Here is a 21,248-nt window from a genome sequence, read left to right on the forward strand (position 1 = left end):
AAATTTTTCATAGAAGCGCCATTCACAAACAGTTGGTTGGTGCCAATTACAAGGCGTACTATTTTTTTATTTTATCAACCCAGTTCCCTGAACTTAGCAGTGAGTTTAACATTTGGCAATAAGAACTTGTTTAAAGTTCCGGCAAATCCTTTTACTGACGGTGGGTTCTGTGTCGTTTTTATCTTCCGGTTATTTCCTGGCTGTCGCCTGCAATTCACGGGTTGGGGTGAACGCAAGTTTTTCCATGTTATTGGTCTGGTCAATAATATCGTAAATCATTTTTACGATAGAAAGCGTGCCGTCGTAGTTGATCTTGTCAGCTACGTCACCGGGCTGATGGTAGTCGCTGTGGGCGCCGGTATAGAAGTAGAGTACCGGAATATTTTTTTTGTAGAAAGACGTATGATCTGATGGCCCGGTGCCGCTGGAATCGAGCACTACACGGGTTCCTTTGGAAGCGGTGGTTATGATGGAAGGCCAGCCGGGGGAGGTACCTATCCCGCCTATTTGCAGGCCTCTGCCGGGGTCGAGACGGCCGATCATGTCCATGTTGATCATGTAATTGACTTGAGCGGGATCGATATTGTTGTGGGATGCAAAATATTTTGAACCGCAGAGGCCCTGCTCCTTACCGGAGAAGGCGGCGATGATGTAGTTCTGGTTATGAAGGCGCGAGGCTTTCAGTATGCGGGCCAGCTCCAACAGGGCTGCAACACCGGAGGCATTGTCGTCTGCGCCATGGAATATGGTTTTGTCTTTTATTTGTTCATCCTCTCCTAATCCAAGATGGTCGTAATGAGCACCGATGATAATGGTCCTGGGTGCTTTATTGTCAATATAGCCAATCACGTTAGTACCGGTACGTTTCACTTTCTTCAGCGATACCTGCATATCTATCAGGAAGGCATTGGCTTCATCGTCACTGAGCTTTTTACTGATGTCTCCATTCACCCATACAGCTGGAATGGTGGCCGCAGGTGGATTGTGTTCGAGCCACTGGCTTACTTCCGCAGGGGTTTCCTTTCCATTGAAGAAGATGATACCTGTAGCGCCGGATTTGGCGGCGATCTGTGTTTGTTGTTGATATTGTTCCAGCCTGGACTTGCGTTTGTCTGTATCCAGCTCATTGATATTGATGAGCCAGATATTATCTGGTTCATTTGCGTTAGGAAGCACTTCGCCCTTGGCAGATTTGGCGGCGCTGAAAGGCAACGGAATGAATTGTGCGCCCACGTGCAGCTGCGTATGATTGAGGCTCATGGTGCAGTTTTCGGCGGGTTCGCGGCCTTCTTTAACGATAAATACCTGTTTGAATCCGTCGTCGCCTTGTGGTGCAACACCTATTTGCTGCAACTGTGTTGAAATGTAAGCTGCTGCCAGCTGCTCACCGGCGCCGCCTGTTCTGCGGCCTTCCAGCTTATCGCTGCTGAGATAAGTGATGTGTTGTTGCAGGTTATTCAGGGTTTTTCGGTCAGTCTTCTTCTGTGCATCGGCAATCATGGTAGTAAATACCAATGGTAACAGCCAGGTTGTCTTTTTCACGCCAACATTTTTTGGGTACTACTGCAAAAATACGGATTACCCCTTATTGATTGGCTATTTCAGCAGAAAGAAACTTTTACTATCTCATTGTATTTTAAGTATTTGTAATATAATGTCCGGTCTGAAAACAGTCATACGTCTGCGACTGTTCATGATTGGTAATTTTCAATTCGCTATTTTTGCCCCGTTTTAAAAACAAAGTATGAAAAACACGCCTTTTACTGAGAAACACATTGCGCTGGGCGCCAAGATGGCTGCTTTTGCGGGTTACAACATGCCTATTTCCTACTCTGGTATTAACGAAGAACATCATGCTGTGCGCACTAATGCCGGCGTGTTTGACGTTAGCCACATGGGTGAATTTATGCTGAAAGGCGAAAACGCCCTGGACCTGATCCAGCGCGTTACTTCCAACGATGCATCCAAACTGACTGGCGGTAAAGCCCAGTACAGTTGTCTTCCTAATAATGAAGGTGGTATCGTGGACGATTTGCTGGTATATTGTATTGAAGAAAATAAAGTTTATATGCTGGTGGTAAATGCCAGCAATATTGAAAAGGACTGGAACTGGATCAGCCAGTTCAACACGAAAGGTGTGGAAATGCACAATATTTCCGACAAAACTTGTCTGCTCGCTATTCAGGGGCCTAATGCCACCAGCATTCTGCAGCCGCTTACAGAAGTGGATCTTGTGAACCTGAAATATTACACCTTTGCAAAAGGCACTTTTGCGGGTGTAGACAATGTGCTGATCAGTGCTACGGGTTATACCGGTGCGGGCGGTATAGAGATTTATTTTGAAGATAAAGATGGTGCTGCTGATAAGATCTGGGACGCTATCTTTAACATTGGCGGTCCCAAAGGTCTGAAACCAATTGGTCTTGGCGCCCGTGATACTCTTCGCCTGGAAATGGGATTCTGCCTTTACGGTAACGATATTGACGACCGCACTTCTCCTCTGGAAGCAGGCCTTGGCTGGATCACCAAGTTTACCAAAGATTTCCCTTCTAAAGCGATCTTTGAAAAACAGAAAGCAGAAGGCATAACACAGAAACTGGTGGGCTTTGAAATGATCGATAAAGGGATTGCCCGTCACGACTACGAAATAAAAGATGCAGCCGGTAATGTGATTGGCCGCGTTACTTCCGGTACACAATCGCCTTCCCTGCAGAAAGCAGTTGGTCTTGGCTACGTGAAAACATCTTCAGCAGCACTGGATTCAGAAATATTTATTGCAGTAAGAGACAAGGCACTGAAGGCAAAAGTGGTGAAAGTACCCTTTTTAGGTTAAGATGGTTATGAATAGCCGGTGAAAGTTATTAATTTCGTGAGCTGCGGATAATATGCAGTTTTATCCCGGCTCATGAAATTATTTATTCATTACCATATCTATGCCTACTATTCACATAACTACCGTTATCCATGCGCCGCTGGAGCGGGTCTTCGACCTCAGCAGAAGTGTCACACTGCACAAGCGAAGCATGGAACATTTACAGGAGGAAGTGATAAAGGGTCGTACCAACGGCTTGATATCATATAATGAAACCGTTACCTGGCGCGCAAAGCACCTGGGTAAATTACGGGAGCTTACTACGAAGATCACAGCCATGCAATCTCCTGCATTCTTCAGCCATGAAATGACAGAAGGTGACTTCACTCACATGAAACACGAGCATCATTTCAAGGAGATTGACAATGGCACTGTCATGATTGATATCATGGACTTTGGTACGCCATATGGCTGGTTAGGAAGATTTTTTGAGCGGATCTACCTGGTGAAGTATATGACCAGGCTGCTACAACTCCGCAATGGTACTATCAAGGACTATGCAGAGAGTGAAAAGTGGCGCGTGATCCTTGATTAATACATAAAAGTAATTGTGAATGACAGAAAGCAATAAGCCCAGCCTGGAAGTTTGTCTATCTCCGGCTTTACTGAACCTGTTTGATGTAAAGAACAGTATTGTTGTAATTATTGATGTGCTGCGCGCTACGTCCACCATTTGTACAGCATTGTACAATGGCGCGACGAGAGTGATCCCGGTATCTTCTGTAGAAGAGTGCGTGAACATAGGACGCGCTATTGGCGGCATTACCGCAGGTGAGCGCGATGGTAAAATTGCTGAAGGTCTGGTACACGGTAATTCTCCCTTTGAATATCCGCGTGAATTTGTTGAAGGCAAAACACTGGTGCTCACTACTACCAACGGCACTAAACTATTGCATATGGCTAAAGATGCCGTGCAGATCGTTACGGGCTCTTTTCCCAACATCAGCGCCGTGTGCGATTACCTCGTAGCGCAGCAACAAAATGTAATACTGGGCTGTGCTGCCTGGAAAGACCGGGTGAACATAGAAGATACGCTATTTGCCGGCGCCGTGGTGAGCCGTATCCGGCAGCATTTTGATGTCAACTGTGACTCTGCCATTGCAGCCGAATCCCTTTACCAGATGGCCAGGGAAGACATATACAGTTTCATGAAGCAGGCATCCCACTACAAGCGCCTGGCGAATTATGGCCTCGAAAAAGATATTGAATACTGTCTCACTCCTGATGGGGCGAATGTATTGCCCGTCTTCAGGAATGGAGAACTGGTTGCTGCGGAATAGCAAAATTCTTACCTTGTAACTTTTGCGTGAAAATCCGAAACTATGCAACATTATCTATGCGTAACCTGCGGTGTACAATATGATGCCACCGAAACAGCTCCTGTAAATTGTCCTATCTGTGAAGACGAACGTCAGTATGTAAACCCGGCAGGGCAGTCCTGGACTACATTTGAACAGGTACAGCGATCACATAAGAATATCATTGAACTGGTTGCGCCCAATCTGTATGCTATTTACACTACACCCGACTTTGCCATCGGCCAGCGGGCACATCTGCTGATTACGCCACAGGGTAATATTCTGTGGGATTGTGTGGCCCACCTGGATGCTTCCACTATAGACATTATCAACCGCCTGGGAGGTATCAAAGCTATTGCTATTTCCCATCCGCACTATTTCTCCACTATCGTGGAATGGAGCCGGGTATTTGGCAATGCGCCGGTGTATGTTCACCAGCTGGATGAAGAGTGGCTGCAGCGCCACGATTCTGCTATTAGATTGTGGGAAGGCGGGGAATTGGAGCTGTGGGACGGTATCAGGCTTATACTCTGCCAGGGCCATTTCCCGGGTGCGAATGTACTGTATGCTCCGGCCGGCAAAGGTCTGTTGCTGGTAGGTGATGTAGTGCAGGTGTCCACAGACAGAAAAACGGTGTCTTTCATGTATAGCTATCCCAACAATATCCCGTTGTCAGCCCGTGAGGTAAAGGTCATTGAGCAGGCTTTGCAGCCTCTGGCTTACGATGGGATGTACGGTGCCTTCGGAAAGTATATCCAGACGGGTGCAAAGGATGCAGTTGCTTTTTCAGTGAAGAGATATATAGACCACATTTCTTAATTAACAATTTTTACAATACAACTATAATTTATTGAAAAACAGAGCATAAATGGCTACCTGGGGAAGCACGTTTTTAGCGGATTTATGCTTACTTTTGTGGATTGCCTTTTTATCAGTCGTTAAATATTTTTGATATATTATTTTACTTCCCCAGGGCTGATATTAAAAGAGGCAACAACGAATAGTATGTCGCTGCCCCATTTGCTAAAATATGTCTACAATAACGGCACTGATGAAGTGATCCGCAGGGGGAAGCGTATCTTTTCTACCGGGGGCGTTGAGCTTATTGAAGCAGACCCGGTATTAAAATCGGCGACCTTCCGCGTCAAGAGCGACACACATGCCAACTACTACCGCGTTTCCATCAACAAGTACGGAGAAACTACTGGCATGTCTATACGTTGCCAATGTCCCTATAACCTGGGTGACATTTGCCGGCATGAAGCTGCAGCATTATTTCAGTTGCAGGAGATGTTGGACAAGAATCATTTCGAGAGCTTTGAAACCAGTTTTGACCAGCAGCATACGCTGATCAAAATGAAATCCATCGATATTAAATCCATCAAACTGCTTACGTCCAGCGCCATCATGGCCGATGCTGAAGCCATCGTGCGCCGACATCCTGCAAAGGTTAAGCTGGCCAAGGATGAAAAAGCAGAGGCCCTCCTGGTTCTCGATGGAAAAGAATTCCCGCTGATCATACAGCGTAATGAGGAGCGCTTTTTTGATACACATTGCACCTGCGATGAGACTGAGCATGCGCTCTGTGTGCACAAAACAGCGCTGTTTCTGCAACTATTGCAGAAACATGGTCCTTTTTACTTTGATACACTCCGCAACTGGGACAAGGAGAAGAATAAATTGCTGTCGCTGTATGGCTATTCTCTCTCAGATGACCTGGATGGTAAATTTGCCTTCTCCTATATGGATGGCAAGCCCTTTCTGCGTGTACTGGACCCCAGCATCAAGCGTGTGGACGGCGCCGCTGCCGGACGCCAGCAGGCTGCCGCTACCCCACCGCCGGAAGAGACTATGACTATCACCCAGCGGTTGGCAGCTGTGTTCAATGCTAATGAAAGTTTATATCCTTATTTCAGGATTGATATAGTAAGCGGTGAAATCAATGAAGAGCAAACTTCTTTCGTTTCACTCGCCAGCAAGTTGGATCTCACCAAATACATAGATTTCTACCAGTTCAAGGAAAAAGACAGGGAACTGATAGCGCCCATACGAAAATTACAGGGCGCTGAAGTCAGCAAATTCCTCAGCAAAAACTCTCCATTCGCGGGCTTTTGGGAAAACATCACCAATGACAGTGCTGAAGAGCTGCCTACCGAAACAAAAGAGCTGATGCTGGAATACCTGCATCCCAAACTGGCCAAACTGTTCCCCCAGCTGGCAGAGCATGGCCTGGTGTTTACGCTGCCCAACAGGCAGACGTTCAAAACCAAGAGCCTGCACCATGTACAGATTGGAGGTGACAGACTGAAACTCGTCATTAAAACAACAACCGGTGATACGCATGTTGAAATCAGCTGTTTCGTTACTATCGAAGGTGAGCTGGTGAACGTAGCGGAAAATGGATGGGAAAGCCCCTTGCTGTTTCTGCACAACAACATGCTCTATCTCTTCGACAGCCCACAGGATGCCCTGCACGTGGAACTTTTCCGGCAAAATGGCAAGCTGCGTATCGCAAATGAAGAATGGCCGGTATACCTGAAAGATTACCTGCTGCCTCTGAGCAGGCAATATGATATTCAGTTCGATAAAGGACTGCTCGCTGAAGTGGATGATATTGTTCCTGAGTCCCGTGTATACCTGAAGGAGCTTGGAGAAACTTTCATCATCCAGCCGGGATTTGTCTATCGCGGCCAGGAAGTGGAATGGAACGAGGAAACCAGGATTACCGTTCAGGAAGGTAACAAAGTGCTGATCATTCATCGCAACAAGGAAGCAGAAGAAGCCTTTGTCAACAAGCTGCGTACACTGCATACCAATTTCGCGCAGCACGATAATCACAATTACTTCTACCTGCGCGCCAAGGAAGCGCTGAAGAACAACTGGTTCTTTCTTTTCTTCGATGCGCTGAAAGAAATGAACGTGCGTGTGTTTGGCTTCGACAACCTGCGCAATTTCAAATTCAGCTCGCACAAGCCGGTTACTAATCTGCAGATCAGCTCTGGTATCGATTGGTTTGATGCACAAATAGAAGTATTGTATGGTGATCAGAAAGTAAGTATCAAGGATATCAAACATGCGCTGGCCAACAAACAAAACTATGTTCAGCTGGCAGACGGTTCTCTGGGCCTCCTGCCGGAAGAATGGCTGCGCAAGTATTCCCTGCTGTTTAAAGTCGGCGAAGAGAAAGACAAAGGACTCAAGCTCAGTAAATATAACTTCAGTGTTATCGATGAACTGTATGAGTTTATTGACGATGAAGCCGTAGTAATAGAGCTGGAGCAGAAGCGAAAGAAACTGTTGCAGTTTGATGAGATCAGGAATATTGCGCTGCCGCATAATCTTCACGCCACCTTACGTCCTTACCAGGAAAGTGGTTTCCAGTGGCTTAACTACCTGGATGAGATCAAATGGGGCGGTATCCTGGCTGATGACATGGGTCTTGGTAAAACCATACAGGCCCTCACCTTCCTGCAATACTACAAAAACAAAAACAACGGCCGTTGTATGGCGCTGGTAGTATGTCCTACCACGCTGATCTACAACTGGGAAAATGAGGTGAGGAAATTCACTCCCGATATAAAACATCACATTCATCACGGGCCTGCCCGCCTCAAAAATTCGGAGGAGCTGGCGAAGTTTGATGTGATCATTACTACATACGGTACCCTGCGCAGTGACATCCAGACGTTGATGAAGCTGGAGTTTGACTATGTGATACTGGATGAATCACAGGCGATCAAGAATCCGCAATCCAAGGTGACCAAAGCCGCACAGCTGCTGCATACCAAAAACAGGCTGGCACTGAGCGGTACGCCTATGCAGAACAATACCTTCGACATCTACGCACAGATGAACTTCCTCAACCCCGGCATGCTCGGCAGTGTGGACTTCTTCAGGAATGAATTTGCCACACCAATCGATAAGTTCCAGGATGAAGAAAGAAAAGAACATTTGCGCAAACTGATATATCCGTTCATTCTGCGCCGTACCAAAGAACAGGTGGCCAAAGATCTGCCGGATAAGATTGAAACGGTAATATTCTGTGAGATGGACGCCGAGCAGCGTCATATCTACGATGCGTATCGCAATACCTATCGCTCAAAGATATTAGGCGTTATAGAAGACCAGGGTATGGAACGCTCACAGCTTACCATCCTGCAGGGCCTTATGAAGCTGCGCCAGATTTGCGATTCGCCTGCCATCCTCAATGATGCCGAGCAGTATCCCAATCATTCTGTGAAGCTCCATGAGCTGACGCGTGAAATATCTGAGAACATAGGCAACCATAAGGTGCTGGTGTTTTCACAGTTTCTGGGTATGCTGGGCCTCATACGTGAGCGACTGCAACACATGAAGATTCAATACGAATACTTTGATGGTAGTACGTCTACTATAGATCGTGAAAAGGCTATCCAGAACTTCCAGAACAACGATGAATGCCGTGTGTTCCTGATCTCGCTGAAAGCCGGTGGTGTGGGTCTTAACCTGACCGCTGCGGACTATGTGTATATCGTGGATCCGTGGTGGAACCCCGCTGTGGAACAACAGGCTATTGACCGTACCCACCGTATCGGGCAAACCAAAAATATCTTCGCTTACCGCATGATCTGTAAGGATACCGTAGAAGAAAAGATATTGCAGCTGCAGGAACGCAAGAAATCACTTGTGAAGGAGATCATTTCCGATGACAGCGGCTTTGTGAAGAAGCTGACGAAGGAAGATGTATTGTATTTGTTCTCGTAAGCATATTTATATTATTTATAGGAAAGCAGCAGACATGTTCTGCTGCTTTTTGTTTTATAATATCCGAAGACTCTCTTTCATTTTCTGCATATACCCTTCATTTTCTGCATGGTTTTTCACCTCTCCTATTTCTTCCTGCATCTACCTTTTGTTATTAAACTAATTGATAATCAATACTGTAAGAGTATTTTGTTCTTCGTTTTTCAATAATGGCATTCCGCTGGTATTGTCTATTGTGTATCAAACTATTTGATCGCATGTTACCAGACTCACGCATCCCGGAACTATTAGGATTACAGATTCCGGGCTTATCTTATCCAATGCAGCAGCTCCCTGCCAGAGAGCGCATCAGCAAAGTGATTCACACCTTTGCCGATTACACCAGCAATATGATCCGTGCAGAACAATTGCAGGAGGTAAAACGTTGTTTTACTGTTGCCGGCGTGTTATATAAAAATGGTAGCGGCGCATTGCGCAATGCCATCGAAAGTGTGTTCATGTACGCCCTCTCTCCTTTGCTGTGTTCAAAACACAAGCAACTGTTGCCGTCATCATTACAAACGATCAGGATACAACACTTACAAACAATAGCTATTTAATATCTAAACACTTTTTCTATGATGATGACTGTTCTTCTGGTGATAGCGGGCCTGGCCTGCTTCGCCGTATTCTTTAAATCGGTAGACTATTTCGAAAAGATCTGACTAAAACACCTGCAACTATGAATGCATTATTTGTGCTGTCAATACTGGTCTTCGGTTACATGATTTATGTATTGCTGAAGCCGGAAAAATTCTGAGCCGAACCTATACGCAAAGCGTTTTTAATTAATTACAGAAATGACAACTGAATTATTGGGCATTATTGCCACCTATGGCCTAACACTGCTGCTGGCCTGGCCTCTTGCGAGATACATCGTTAAAGTATTCAGAGGCGATAAAACCTGGTCCGACTTTATGGCGCCATTGGAGCGGCTTTTCTTTAAAATTTCAGGTATCAATCCGAATGAAGAGATGACCTGGAAGGAGCACCTGAAAGCACTTTTAACGATCAACCTGGTATGGTTTGTTTATGCTTTCTTCGCTTTAATGTTCCAGGATAAATTACCGCTCAATCCGGATGGTAATCCCGGGCAATCCGCAGATCTGGCTTTCAACACCGCTATCAGCTTCGTTGTGAACTGTAACCTGCAGCACTACTCCGGTGAAACCGGGGTGACCTATTTCACACAATTGTTTGTGCTGGCGTTCCTGCAGTTTGTAAGTGCAGCAACAGGTATTGCGGCACTGGTGGTGGTATTTAAGGCGCTGAAAGAAAAATCAACTACTAAATTGGGTAACTTCTGGAATTATTTCCTGAAGACCATTACCCGTATATTGTTACCGCTGAGCATCGTTATTGCCATCATTCTTATATTCAATGGTAGCCCTGCGAGCTTCGCCGGTAAAGATACCGTAATCACCATGCAGGGTGACACGGTGAATGTTTCCCGTGGCCCTGCCGCCGGATTCATTGCGATCAAACACCTCGGAACCAATGGTGGTGGCTGGTTTGGTGCCAACTCCGCCCATCCCCTGGAGAATCCCAGTTACATTACTTATATCACCGAAATGGTGGCACAGGTACTGATCCCTATTGCAATGATATTTGCCCTCGGCATGTTCATTAACAGAAGAAAATTTGCCTACGTCATGTTCGGGATAATGACGATTGGTACGATATGCCTGCTGATACCAACTATACAGGCGGAAGTAGGCGGCAACCCGGCCATTGCGCACATGGGCATACAACAGGCCACGGGCGCTATGGAAGGAAAGGAGGTGCGCTTCGGCCCTGCCGGCACCGCCTATTGGAGCGTTGTTACAACAATTATCTCCACCGGTTCTATCTGTGGCTTCCACGACAGCACGATGCCTATAAGTGGTCTGACGCAGCTGCTGGGTATGATGCTCAACTGCTTCTACGGTGGTTGTGGTGTAGGTATCCTTAACTATTACATATTTATCATCATAGCGGTATTCATTTCAGGATTGATGGTAGGCCGTACGCCTGAATTCATGGGGCACAAGCTGGAAGCAAGAGAAGTAAAAATAGCTGCGTTGATCACGCTGCTGTCTCCCTTCCTGATCCTTGCAGGTACAGCGCTGTCTTCCTGGGTGTTGGCGCACCATCCGGATATTAACTGGGCAGTGAAACCATCTGCATGGCTGAATAACCCCGGTTACCACGGTTTCTCCGAAATGCTGTATGAGTACACTTCGTCCAACGCTAACAACGGTTCTGGTTTTGAAGGTCTCGGAGATGGCAACATATTCTGGAACGTGAGTACGGGCTTTGTGCTGATACTGGGACGGTTTCTGCCGATCATTGGCCCTGTGGCTATTGCCGGCCTGATGGCGTCCAAGAAATATGTTCCTGAATCTGCAGGTACGCTGAGAACAGATTCACTCACATTTGGCGCCATGACTTTTGCAGTGATCATTATCCTGACAGCCTTGTCTTACTTCCCTGCACTGGCACTGGGCCCGATTGCAGAGTATTTTTCACTGTACAGATGATAATCTTATAACGACTAACGACCATGAAGAAAGATAATAAACTGTTTCCGAGAGATCAGGTAATGCAAAGCCTGAAACAGTCTTTCGTGAAACTGAATCCTAAACTGATGATCAAAAACCCGGTGATGTTCACCGTGGAAATAGGCACCGTTGTGATGTTGATAGTGGCACTGTATGCGCTTATCACAAAGCATACAGACCAGGGCAGCGTGGCTTATAACTTCACCATATTCATTATACTGTTCCTGACCGTGCTGTTTGCCAACTTTGCGGAAGCGATTGCAGAGGCCCGTGGTAAAGCGCAGGCGGAGAGCCTGCGTAAAACCAGGGAAGAAACACCAGCTAAAAAAGTAGAGCTGGTGGGAGAGATCTTCACGAATGAGATCAAGATCGTGTCTTCTTCTTCCCTGCGCAAAGGCGACATTTTCGTGTGTGATCCGGGAGATATTATCCCTGCTGACGGTGAGATTGTACAAGGTCTTGCCAGCATCGATGAATCTGCGATCACCGGCGAAAGCGCTCCTGTAATACGTGAAGCGGGCGGTGACAAATCCAGCGTGGTGGGTGGTACAAAAGTATTATCTGACCATATCAAAGTGCGCGTAAGCACTGAACCCGGTGAATCTTTCCTCGACAAAATGATTGCGCTTGTTGAGGGCGCCAGCCGCCAGAAAACGCCGAATGAAATTGCGTTGACTATCCTGCTGGCCAGCTTCACCCTGGTGTTCATTATTGTTTGCGTGACATTGAAACCATTTGCTGACTATGCACAAACTCCTATAACCATCGCAGCTTTCATCTCTTTGTTTGTTTGTCTGATCCCTACTACCATCGGTGGGCTGTTGTCTGCCATCGGTATAGCAGGTATGGACAGGGCCTTGCGTGCCAACGTGATCACAAAATCCGGGAAAGCCGTTGAAACTGCCGGCGATATTGACGTGCTGCTGCTCGACAAAACCGGTACTATCACTATTGGTAATCGTAAGGCCACTAACTTCTATGCTACCAATGGCATCGGACAGGAAGAGTTCATCAGGCTGTGCGCACTCAGCTCTCTGTCTGATGAAACGCCGGAAGGTAAATCTATCGTGGAGTTGGCTGGTAAAGATGTTGTGAATAAGCTGTCTACTGCAGGAGCAAGCCTGGTGAAGTTCACAGCAGAAACGCGCAGTAGCGGTATCGACCTGCCTGATGGAAACCGTATCCGTAAAGGCGCCTATGATGCCATTAGAAGACTTGCTGAAAAAGAAGGCTTCGACTTCCCTGCTGAAACAAAAGCCAAAGTAGAAGAGATTTCTAAAGACGGCGGTACTCCGCTGGTGGTAGCGCTCAACAGCAAAGTGCAGGGGGTGATTGAACTGCAAGATATCATAAAACCTGGTATCAGTGAGCGTTTTGAGCGCCTGCGCAAGATGGGTGTTAAAACCGTGATGGTAACCGGTGACAACCCACTCACCGCAAAATACATTGCCACCAAAGCAGGTGTGGACGATTTCATTGCGGAAGCAAAGCCTGAAGATAAGATGTCCTATATCCGCAAAGAGCAGCAGGAAGGCCGTCTCGTAGCCATGATGGGCGACGGTACCAATGATGCTCCTGCGCTGGCGCAGGCAGATGTGGGCGTGGCCATGAACAGCGGAACCCAGGCAGCAAAAGAAGCCGGTAACATGGTGGACCTCGATAACGACCCTACCAAGCTCATTGAAATTGTGGAGATAGGTAAGCAACTGCTCATGACACGCGGTACGCTCACTACGTTCTCTATTGCCAATGACGTAGCCAAATATTTCGCTATTGTGCCGGCACTGTTTGTGGCTTCCATCCCGGCGCTGCAAGGTATTAATATCATGAAATTACACAGTCCTGAAAGTGCTATCCTAAGTGCGGTGATCTTCAACGCCATCATTATACCTATGCTTATTCCGCTGGCATTGCGCGGCGTGGCCTACCGGCCGATTGGCGCCAGCGCTCTGCTACGCAGGAATCTGCTGGTATACGGCGTAGGTGGTATCGTAGCGCCTTTCATCGGGATTAAGTTGATAGATATGCTGATCGCGCTCTTCATGTAATAACATCATTTTGAACAAATATTTTTTATGAAAAAGTATCTCTTGCCCTCCATAAAGCTGACTATAATCCTGGTGGTTGTATTGGGCGGTTTATACCCCCTTCTCCTTGCCGGTATAGCCAAGATGGCTCCCGGTAAAGGTGACGGGGTAACGGTAACACATAATGGGAAAGTTGTAGGGTATGAAAGAATAGCACAGGCTTTTACCAGTGATAAATACTTTCAGCCACGTCCCAGCGCCGTAGGCTATAATGCCGGTGGCTCCGGTGGTTCCAATAAAGGCCCTTCCAACCCCGACTATCTGAAAACCGTACAGGAAAGAATAGACACTTTCCTGGTGCATAACCCGGATGTAAAGAAAGCAGATATTCCAGCTGAACTGGTCACTGCTTCTGCCAGTGGTCTTGACCCTGAGCTCTCTCCTGCCGGCGCTTACATACAGATAGCCCGTATTGCAAAGCTGAGAGGGATACCTGCTGATAAGCTCAAACAGTTAGTGGAAGCCAACACGAAAGGCCCGCTGCTGGGACTTTTAGGCCCCGCTACTGTAAATGTGCTGAAATTGAACGTAGCCCTTGATGAATTGAAATAAATAAAAAGCAACTATTGCGAAGTCTTAGAAGTTCGGGAATTAACAGATTTTGGAATTTGAAATGAGGAAAATGATCATTATTGGTTCAAGCAATTATCATCAGTCTTCTTAAAAAATTCCAAAATCTCAGATTCCGGAACCCACATTTAACCTAACCAACAGATGAAGAAATTAGTGATCCTTGCAGGCGTCATGTCTGCAGCAATGACTTCCTTTGCCCAGGAAGCAGCGGAAAAAGAAAAACAGAAAGGAAAGATTACTGTCTCCGGATATGCTGAAGCATACTACAGTTACGATTTCAATAAACCGAATGACCACCTGAAACCTGGTTTCCTGTATAGCTACAACAGGCATAACGAATTAAACTTAAACCTCGCCATGATCAAAGCCAATTATAGTGCAGACAGGGTGAGAGCCAATGTGGGCCTCATGGCTGGTACGTATACACAATACAACCTGGCGGCAGAACCTTCTGTTCTTCAGCACGTATATGAAGCTAACGTTGGTATCCGTGTAGGAAAGAACGTATGGATAGACGCCGGTATCATGCCTTCTCACATCGGTTTTGAAAGCGCTATAGGTAAAGATTGCTACACACTCACCCGCAGTATTCTCGCAGAGAACTCCCCTTACTACGAAACCGGCGCCAAAGTTACCTGGACGCCCAATGAAAAGTGGACATTCTCCGCTATGTATCTCAACGGATGGCAACGTATTAAAAGAGTGGATGGTAATCAAACGCCCAATTTCGGGACGCAGATCTCCTTCAAGCCGTCATCAAAAGTATTCCTGAACTGGAGCACTTACATTGGCAACGACATGCCAGACAGCTCACGCCGCATGCGTTACTTCAACAACCTGTATGGTACCTTTAATATCACTGATAAATTCAGCTTCATTGCAGGCATAGACTATGGGTTACAGCAGAAAGAAAAAGGGAAGAGTGATTTTTCCAACTGGTATTCGCCTATCGTGATTGCACGTTACGCATTTACACCTAAATTTGCAATGGCAGGAAGAGTGGAATATTTCAACGACCAGGATGGCGTAGTGATTGCGACCAATACTCCTAATGGTTTCCAGACCACCGGCTATTCACTCAATCTCGACTTCACTCCTGTAGATAACGTAATGTTCAGAATAGAAGGCAGGATGTTTAACGGTAAAGACAAGACATTCCTAAAAGCAACAGAGCTGAAAAATAACAATGCTGCCGTTACTGCATCACTTGCAGTATGGTTCTAACAAGTTATAATGACAGACAAAGAACAATCAGTACAGCATTACCTTGACCTGGCCAAACGCGCCGGCAGAGGCAAATTCAAGATCTACATCGGCATGAGTGCCGGCGTAGGTAAAACCTACCGCATGCTGCAGGAAGCGCATGCCATGTTAAGGAACGGCATTAATATCCAGATAGGGTACATCGAAACTCACGGGCGTGCGGAAACGCACGCCCTGCTGGATGGTCTCCCTGCTATCCCGCGACGCCAGGTTTTCTACAAAGGCAAGATGCTGGAAGAGATGGACCTTACCACTATCCTGCTGTTATCCCCTGAGTGGGTAGTGGTGGACGAACTGGCGCATACCAATATCCCCGGCTCCAAAAATGAAAAGAGATGGCAGGACGTAGTTGACCTGTTGAACAGTGGTATCAACGTGATCTCTGCTGTGAATATCCAGCACATCGAAAGTATTAACCTCGAAGTAAAAGCTATTACCGGCGTAGAAGTAAAAGAACGTATACCCGACAGCATGTTGCAGATGGCAGATGAGGTAGTGAACATCGACCTGACTGCTGATGAACTGATCACCCGTCTGAAAGAAGGAAAGATCTATGATCAGTCGAAAGTGGATACGGCTTTGCGTAATTTCTTCCAGGCCGAAAAGATCCTCCAATTGCGTGAACTGGCGCTCAAAGAAGTAACTACACAGGTAGAAAGAAAAGTAGAAACGGAAATACCGCGCAGTCAGCAGATGCGCCACGAGAGTTTCCTGGCCTGCATTTCATCAAATGACGAAGTGGCCCGCAAGGTGATCCGTAAAACATCCCGGCTGGCCGCATATTATCATGCAGACTGGTACGTGTTGTATGTACAAACACCCCGCGAAAGCGTAGATAAAATACCTCTGGCAGCGCAGCGCCATCTCATCAATAATCTTAAACTGGCTACAGAACTGGGTGCAGAAGTGATACAGGAACAGCATGCCAATATATCCGAAGCCATCATCAAAGTGGCACAGGAAAAGCAAATCACAACAGTCTGTATCGGGAAGCCGCATATCAGCCTTTTTCGTATTATTGTACGCACAAACCTCTTTAACCAGTTGCTGAAAACGCTTTCATCCAACGACATTGATCTTATTATATTATCATGAGCACACTCAGGCTAAAAACGAAGATCACACTGGGGGTATTATTCCTCTACATTATGCTGCTGATAGTGAGTGTACTGGGTTACTACTATCTGAACCGTCTCAATACCAAAGCAAAGATCATCCTGAAAGATAATTACGAGTCGCTTGAATATTCAAAAGATATGCTGGTGGCTCTTGAACAGATACCTGTAAACCGCGATGCTGCCTTGAAGCAGTTCTCGGCCAGTCTGAAAAAACAGGAAGCCAATATTACTGAACAGGGCGAAAGAAATGCGACGCTGGAAGTAAGCACTATCTTTCAGAAGCTGAGTGGCGACTCACTCAACAGCGCCGCCAATGTTGCCGCTATCAAGAGGAGTATCTTTGTGATCATGGATCTCAACATGAGTGCGATTGTTGGCAAGAATGAGCTGGTGAAGAAAACGGCTGACAATGCACTGTTGTACATCGCCATTATCAGCGGTGTTTGCTTCCTGCTGGGATTCACCTTCGTATACAACTTCCCCGGCTATATCGCCAATCCCATACATGAACTTACTGAAGGGATTAAAGGCATTGCCAATAAGCAATACGGACAACGCCTGTTTTTCAAATCGAGTGATGAGTTCGGAGAGCTGGCCACTGCATTTAATACCATGGCACAGCGGCTGGATGAATATGAGCATAGCAATGTGGCTCGTATCACTTTTGAAAAGCAACGCGCCGAAGCCGTTATCAGCAGCCTGAAAGATGCTACCATCGGTTTTGATACCAGAAATACCATCCTCTTTGCCAACACCCAGGCGTTGCAGTTGCTGAGTATGCCGGAGAAAGAACTGTTAGGACAATCAGCCACTGACATAAGCAAACAGAACGATCTGCTCAGGTTCCTGATAAACACCCAGGAGAATGCGCCCGTCAAAATTGTGGTAGAAGGAAAGGAATGCTTCTTCACCCGGGAGGTGGTGGATATACAACATGAGGAAAAACGTATAGGCTATGTTGTTATACTGAAGAATATTACTTCTTTCAAAGAACAGGATATTGCCAAAACGCATTTCATCGCTACTATCTCCCACGAACTGAAAACACCGTTGGCATCTTCTGACTTCAGTATCAAACTGCTGGAAGATGACCGCGTTGGAACGCTCTCCCATGAGCAGAAAGAACTGATAGAAAGCCTGAAGCAGGACAACCGCCGTATGATCAAGATAGTGGGTGAACTGCTCGATCTCTCACAGGTGGACAGCGGCAATATACAGCTGCAGCCACAGCCGGTAACTCCATTGAACATTGTACAATATGCAATGGATACGGTGCAGAAGCAGGCGGCGCAACATGAGATCACTATCAGGCAGGATGTACCCGATACCTTACCGCGTGTAAATGCAGATGTGGAAAAAACCGCATGGGTACTGGTAAACCTGCTCACCAACGCCATCCGCTATTCTTCTCCGAAATCAGTTATTGATATAACAGTGACGCCTACCGGCAGCAATATGTTGTCGTTCTCTGTACGGGATTACGGAAAGGGTATACCAGTCGCTTTCAAAGACAGGATTTTTGAACGCTTCTTCCAGGTGCCTGGCGCCAGGGGGCACAAGGGCAGTAAAGGCAGTGGCCTGGGCCTGGCTATTTCGAAAGAGTTTATTGAAGCGCAGGGCGGTGTGATAGGCGTTAATAGTGAAGAGGGAAAAGGGAGTATCTTTTATTTCACTCTGCCGGTAGCCTGACCACATTTTACGATTTCATCCAGGATGAATGATTTATGTTGATGATAGCTTGATTCCAGGCGATCTACTTTTTCTGGGATAGCTTCCAGGTTACGCAGCAGGCGGGCATCTGTTTCAATCTCCAGCGCGATGCTCACTGCTTCACGCATACATATCATATCAAGGTTGGATTTTATCTGATGAGATAATACAAACACTTCATCCCATTTCTTTTCACGGGCAATTTTCTGCAGTTCCCTGCACTTGCCGGGCATGGCTTCCATCAGCTCTTCCAGAAATACTTTCACGTGCTTTTTGTTGTTGCCCAGCATTTTATAGGCAGACTGGAAGCTCACCGGGTCCTGCTGTTCTACGGGGGGACTGACCTTGACAGCTGGACCGGGTCCGGTGGACACCTCTCCGGTGCCGATAAGAATCTTGTGAAAAAGCTCTTCCTGCTGAAATGGTTTGGAGAGATAATCATTCATACCGGCATTGAGACAGCGTTCGCGTTCGCCTTCTACCGCCGAAGCTGTTACCGCGATAACGTAGGTGTTTATTCCATTCTTCCGGATTGAGCGTGTAGCCTGGTATCCGTCCATTCCTGGCATTTGAAGATCCATAATAATACAGTCGTAATTGTTATATTTTAGCATTTCCAGTGCGATAATGCCTGTTTCTGCGATTTCTACTCTGGCGCCACCGTTTTGCAGTGCGTAATAGGCTACCTGCTGATTGATACGGTTGTCTTCTACCACAAGTATGTTTTTGTTTTTAAGCGGTTGCTTCGAAATATGCAGCGGGCCTGAATCGGGGCGGCCTCCTGTTGGAATGGGATTTTTGGTGAAAGGCAATTCAAAATAAAAGGTAGAGCCTTTGATTAACTCGCTGGCGGTCAGTTTCAGGGTTCCTCCCTGCTGCTCTACCAGATGCTTGCAGAGAGCCAGGCCCAGACCCGTGCCACCAAATTCCCGGTTGTGTGTATTGTTGTGGCTTTGTGAGAAACGTTCGAAGATGAGTGTCTGTTTTTCGGGAGGAATACCAACACCTGTATCTTTCACTTCAAAACCTATTCTTATTCCTGAATCATCTTTATCCGTTTTTATCAGTGATACTTTTATCCAGACAGTGCCCTCATTGGTAAACTTGATGGCGTTGCTGGCGATGTTGGTGAGTATCTGGCTCAGGCGGGTAGCGTCGCCGAGAAGATGTGCGGGGATAGATTGGTCTATCCTGATGAGAAGCGATACTCCTTTTTCCTGTGCTTTTAATTTCAGTGGGAATATCGTGTTACTAACGGTGTCGAATATATCAAAAGGTTCATTCTTTAGCAGCAGTCTGCCTGCTGTGATTTCAGAGAAATCGAGTATTTCATTGATGACCACCAGTAGGTCCGTGGCTGATTTCTTGATAGCGTAGGCGAACTCTTTCTGCCGGTTGGTAAGATGGGGTTCCTGCAGCAATAACTGGGTCATGCCAACAATCCCGTTCATCGGTGTACGTATTTCGTGGCTCATGTTGGCCAGGAATGTTTCCTGCGCTTTTTTGGTGTCTTCTGCAAGCTGCCTGGCTTCCTGCTCCTGCCGCAGATAGTTGATCTTTTCCGTGAGGTCCTGCCCGATGCCGCAGATTCCTATCAGGTCTTTGGCTACATTACGCAGCGGAAATTTGGTGATCAGAAAATGGCAGGTTTTACCATTTACGACAATGCTTTCTTCCAGCTTTTCCCTGGGGCTGCCGGCAAGTATTTTCCGGTCCATTTCGGCATAACGCTCTATCCACGGGAAGTTCAGCTCTTCATCAGCTTTACCGAGAATATCTTTCTTATCCAGCTGCATCACCTCTGTAAAGCGGTTATTTATCAGCAGGTATTTGCCGGGGACATCTTTTACAAACAGCATGGAAGGCATGTAATCAATGATTGCTTCGAGCCGCTTTTGGAGATACTCTTTGTGTTCGTCGATTTGCCTTTCTTTATCGGTGTCCTTTACAACGCACTGGAAAGATTTCAGGTGGCCGTTCTCTTTCCGGATGATAGTGGCCATCTGTTTCACCCATTTTCGTGTACCCGTTTTAGTAATGATCGGAAATTCCTTTACAGAGAACTCTTCGCCGCTCTGGTATTGATCGATATAAAAAGCTTCCAGTTCACGGTATACCTCATCTTCCAGCAGCAGGGAAAAGTGCTTTCCTACGAGATCAGTGTGCGGGTAGCCTGTAATGGCTGTTGCACGCGGACTTACAAAGGTGAAGAGTCCCCGGAAGTTGGCTTTGAAAACGATCATCTCGGATTCTTCCGATAGTTTTTTAAACGATTGCTCGTTTCGCAGCAGCCGGGAAGTCCATTGTTTTACTTTCCGGATGCCGTTGAGTATGTAAGTGGCTTCACCGGAGAGCAGGATGCAGGTAAGTATACTGATGGCGAGGGTGAACCAGAAGGAGTAGTTGGTGTAGAGTGAGTCCTCGTCCATCCGCTGTATGAGTACTGCATTCTCTTTTTGGAGAAGCTGATCGATCTCCTGTTGCAATTTCCGATTGAGCGCAGCAGCTTCCGGCGATACCGCCATTTTCCTGGCCTGGTCTGGCTGTGTACCTGCAATTTGGACAATGGCATTGTAGTAGTTGATCTTTTCTTGTAGTGCCTCACGAAGCTGCCACAGTGCGGAAGTGCGGGGCAGGTTGTTTGGCTCCTGCAGCAGCAGTTGTTGCAGGGTTACCTTCATGCTGTCCTGTAGCTGAGTGCGGGGCGGATGACTATCATCGAGGAGATAATGTTGTACGTCGTCTGTGTACTGCCGGTCGAGTTTGGCGATGTTTCTTGTCTGGTTAGTGAGGGTATGGCTGTTCTTTATCCAGGAGGTAGCTTCAGTAGTTCTTTTCTGGATCATCCACGCGTAAAATACAAAACCGCTGAAAGCCATTAGTACAGCTATTACGAGGAAAAACACTGTATATACAATTTTTCTCATGCGATTGAGGTTCGGTTTTTCGGGCAATACATAAACAGGTTTATTGAGGGCGACGTGTTATACCGTCCCGGAATTTAG

Annotated in this window: 15 protein-coding genes; 13 read left to right on the forward strand and 2 right to left on the reverse strand. The window is 46.7% G+C overall.

Going from position 1 to position 21,248, the window contains the following annotated elements; all coding sequences use genetic code 11:
• Positions 1-189: 189 nt before the first annotated feature.
• Positions 190-1,542, reverse strand: a complete 1,353-nt coding sequence (locus VM802_RS15700; RefSeq protein ID WP_325532125.1) for a M28 family peptidase — start codon at positions 1,540-1,542, stop codon at positions 190-192.
• A 202-nt stretch (positions 1,543-1,744) separates the two neighbouring features.
• Here VM802_RS15700 and gcvT point away from each other — a divergent pair, with 202 nt between their 5' ends.
• The 13 genes from gcvT (at position 1,745) to VM802_RS15765 (ending at position 18,222) form a co-directional block, all read left to right on the forward strand.
• On the forward strand, positions 1,745-2,833 hold the full coding sequence (gene gcvT, locus VM802_RS15705) for a glycine cleavage system aminomethyltransferase GcvT (RefSeq protein ID WP_325532127.1): 1,089 nt from the start codon (positions 1,745-1,747) through the stop codon (positions 2,831-2,833).
• Positions 2,834-2,933: 100 nt separating this feature from the next.
• Positions 2,934-3,407, forward strand: coding sequence for an SRPBCC family protein (locus tag VM802_RS15710; RefSeq protein ID WP_325532129.1), 474 nt, complete (start codon positions 2,934-2,936; stop codon positions 3,405-3,407).
• A 19-nt stretch (positions 3,408-3,426) separates the two neighbouring features.
• On the forward strand, positions 3,427-4,152 hold the full coding sequence (locus tag VM802_RS15715; protein WP_325532130.1) for a 2-phosphosulfolactate phosphatase: 726 nt from the start codon (positions 3,427-3,429) through the stop codon (positions 4,150-4,152).
• Between the two features lie 42 nt (positions 4,153-4,194).
• Positions 4,195-4,989 carry an MBL fold metallo-hydrolase gene (locus VM802_RS15720; RefSeq protein WP_325532131.1) on the forward strand — a complete coding sequence of 265 codons (795 nt, stop codon included), beginning with the start codon at positions 4,195-4,197 and terminating at the stop codon, positions 4,987-4,989.
• A 186-nt stretch (positions 4,990-5,175) separates the two neighbouring features.
• The gene (locus VM802_RS15725) at positions 5,176-8,913 is read left to right on the forward strand and encodes a DEAD/DEAH box helicase (protein WP_325532133.1); all 3,738 of its coding nucleotides are present in this window, start codon (positions 5,176-5,178) and stop codon (positions 8,911-8,913) included.
• A 257-nt stretch (positions 8,914-9,170) separates the two neighbouring features.
• The gene (locus tag VM802_RS15730) at positions 9,171-9,512 is read left to right on the forward strand and encodes a DUF7674 family protein (RefSeq protein ID WP_325532135.1); all 342 of its coding nucleotides are present in this window, start codon (positions 9,171-9,173) and stop codon (positions 9,510-9,512) included.
• Between the two features lie 122 nt (positions 9,513-9,634).
• Positions 9,635-9,712: a potassium-transporting ATPase subunit F gene (locus VM802_RS15735; RefSeq protein ID WP_211092629.1), complete on the forward strand. Its 78-nt coding sequence runs from the start codon at positions 9,635-9,637 to the stop codon at positions 9,710-9,712.
• Positions 9,713-9,752: 40 nt separating this feature from the next.
• On the forward strand, positions 9,753-11,471 hold the full coding sequence (gene kdpA, locus VM802_RS15740) for a potassium-transporting ATPase subunit KdpA (protein ID WP_325532137.1): 1,719 nt from the start codon (positions 9,753-9,755) through the stop codon (positions 11,469-11,471).
• 23 nt (positions 11,472-11,494) lie between these two features.
• On the forward strand, positions 11,495-13,540 hold the full coding sequence (gene kdpB / locus VM802_RS15745; protein ID WP_325532139.1) for a potassium-transporting ATPase subunit KdpB: 2,046 nt from the start codon (positions 11,495-11,497) through the stop codon (positions 13,538-13,540).
• Positions 13,541-13,567: 27 nt separating this feature from the next.
• Positions 13,568-14,131, forward strand: coding sequence for a K(+)-transporting ATPase subunit C (locus tag VM802_RS15750; protein ID WP_325532141.1), 564 nt, complete (start codon positions 13,568-13,570; stop codon positions 14,129-14,131).
• A gap of 162 nt (positions 14,132-14,293) precedes the next feature.
• Positions 14,294-15,376: a porin gene (locus VM802_RS15755; RefSeq protein ID WP_325532143.1), complete on the forward strand. Its 1,083-nt coding sequence runs from the start codon at positions 14,294-14,296 to the stop codon at positions 15,374-15,376.
• A gap of 9 nt (positions 15,377-15,385) precedes the next feature.
• Entirely contained in the window at positions 15,386-16,510 is a 1,125-nt protein-coding gene (locus tag VM802_RS15760; protein ID WP_325532145.1) for a sensor protein KdpD, read from the forward strand.
• Positions 16,507-18,222: a HAMP domain-containing sensor histidine kinase gene (locus VM802_RS15765; RefSeq protein ID WP_325532147.1), complete on the forward strand. Its 1,716-nt coding sequence runs from the start codon at positions 16,507-16,509 to the stop codon at positions 18,220-18,222. Before VM802_RS15760 ends, VM802_RS15765 begins: the two co-directional genes overlap by 4 nt.
• Here the strand turns inward: VM802_RS15765 and VM802_RS15770 are convergent.
• Positions 18,198-21,170, reverse strand: a complete 2,973-nt coding sequence (locus tag VM802_RS15770; protein WP_325532149.1) for a hybrid sensor histidine kinase/response regulator — start codon at positions 21,168-21,170, stop codon at positions 18,198-18,200. The two genes, VM802_RS15765 and VM802_RS15770, sit on opposite strands and share 25 nt — an antisense overlap.
• Positions 21,171-21,248 lie beyond the last annotated feature (78 nt).

The organism is Chitinophaga sp. (genome assembly GCF_035538455.1).
In the GTDB taxonomy this organism is placed as follows: Bacteria; Bacteroidota; Bacteroidia; order Chitinophagales; family Chitinophagaceae; genus Chitinophaga.

Bases quoted from the DNA above. Each gene is read 5' to 3' on its own strand.
- gcvT (WP_325532127.1), top strand. From the start codon at position 1,745: ATGAAAAACACGCCTTTTACTGAGAAACACATTGCGCTGGGCGCCAAG.
- VM802_RS15710 (WP_325532129.1), top strand. From the start codon at position 2,934: ATGCCTACTATTCACATAACTACCGTTATCCATGCGCCGCTGGAGCGG.
- VM802_RS15715 (WP_325532130.1), top strand. From the start codon at position 3,427: ATGACAGAAAGCAATAAGCCCAGCCTGGAAGTTTGTCTATCTCCGGCT.
- VM802_RS15720 (WP_325532131.1), top strand. From the start codon at position 4,195: ATGCAACATTATCTATGCGTAACCTGCGGTGTACAATATGATGCCACC.
- VM802_RS15725 (WP_325532133.1), top strand. From the start codon at position 5,176: ATGTCGCTGCCCCATTTGCTAAAATATGTCTACAATAACGGCACTGAT.
- VM802_RS15730 (WP_325532135.1), top strand. From the start codon at position 9,171: ATGTTACCAGACTCACGCATCCCGGAACTATTAGGATTACAGATTCCG.
- VM802_RS15735 (WP_211092629.1), top strand. From the start codon at position 9,635: ATGAATGCATTATTTGTGCTGTCAATACTGGTCTTCGGTTACATGATT.
- kdpA (WP_325532137.1), top strand. From the start codon at position 9,753: ATGACAACTGAATTATTGGGCATTATTGCCACCTATGGCCTAACACTG.
- kdpB (WP_325532139.1), top strand. From the start codon at position 11,495: ATGAAGAAAGATAATAAACTGTTTCCGAGAGATCAGGTAATGCAAAGC.
- VM802_RS15750 (WP_325532141.1), top strand. From the start codon at position 13,568: ATGAAAAAGTATCTCTTGCCCTCCATAAAGCTGACTATAATCCTGGTG.
- VM802_RS15755 (WP_325532143.1), top strand. From the start codon at position 14,294: ATGAAGAAATTAGTGATCCTTGCAGGCGTCATGTCTGCAGCAATGACT.
- VM802_RS15760 (WP_325532145.1), top strand. From the start codon at position 15,386: ATGACAGACAAAGAACAATCAGTACAGCATTACCTTGACCTGGCCAAA.
- VM802_RS15765 (WP_325532147.1), top strand. From the start codon at position 16,507: ATGAGCACACTCAGGCTAAAAACGAAGATCACACTGGGGGTATTATTC.
- VM802_RS15770 (WP_325532149.1), bottom strand. From the start codon at position 21,170: ATGAGAAAAATTGTATATACAGTGTTTTTCCTCGTAATAGCTGTACTA.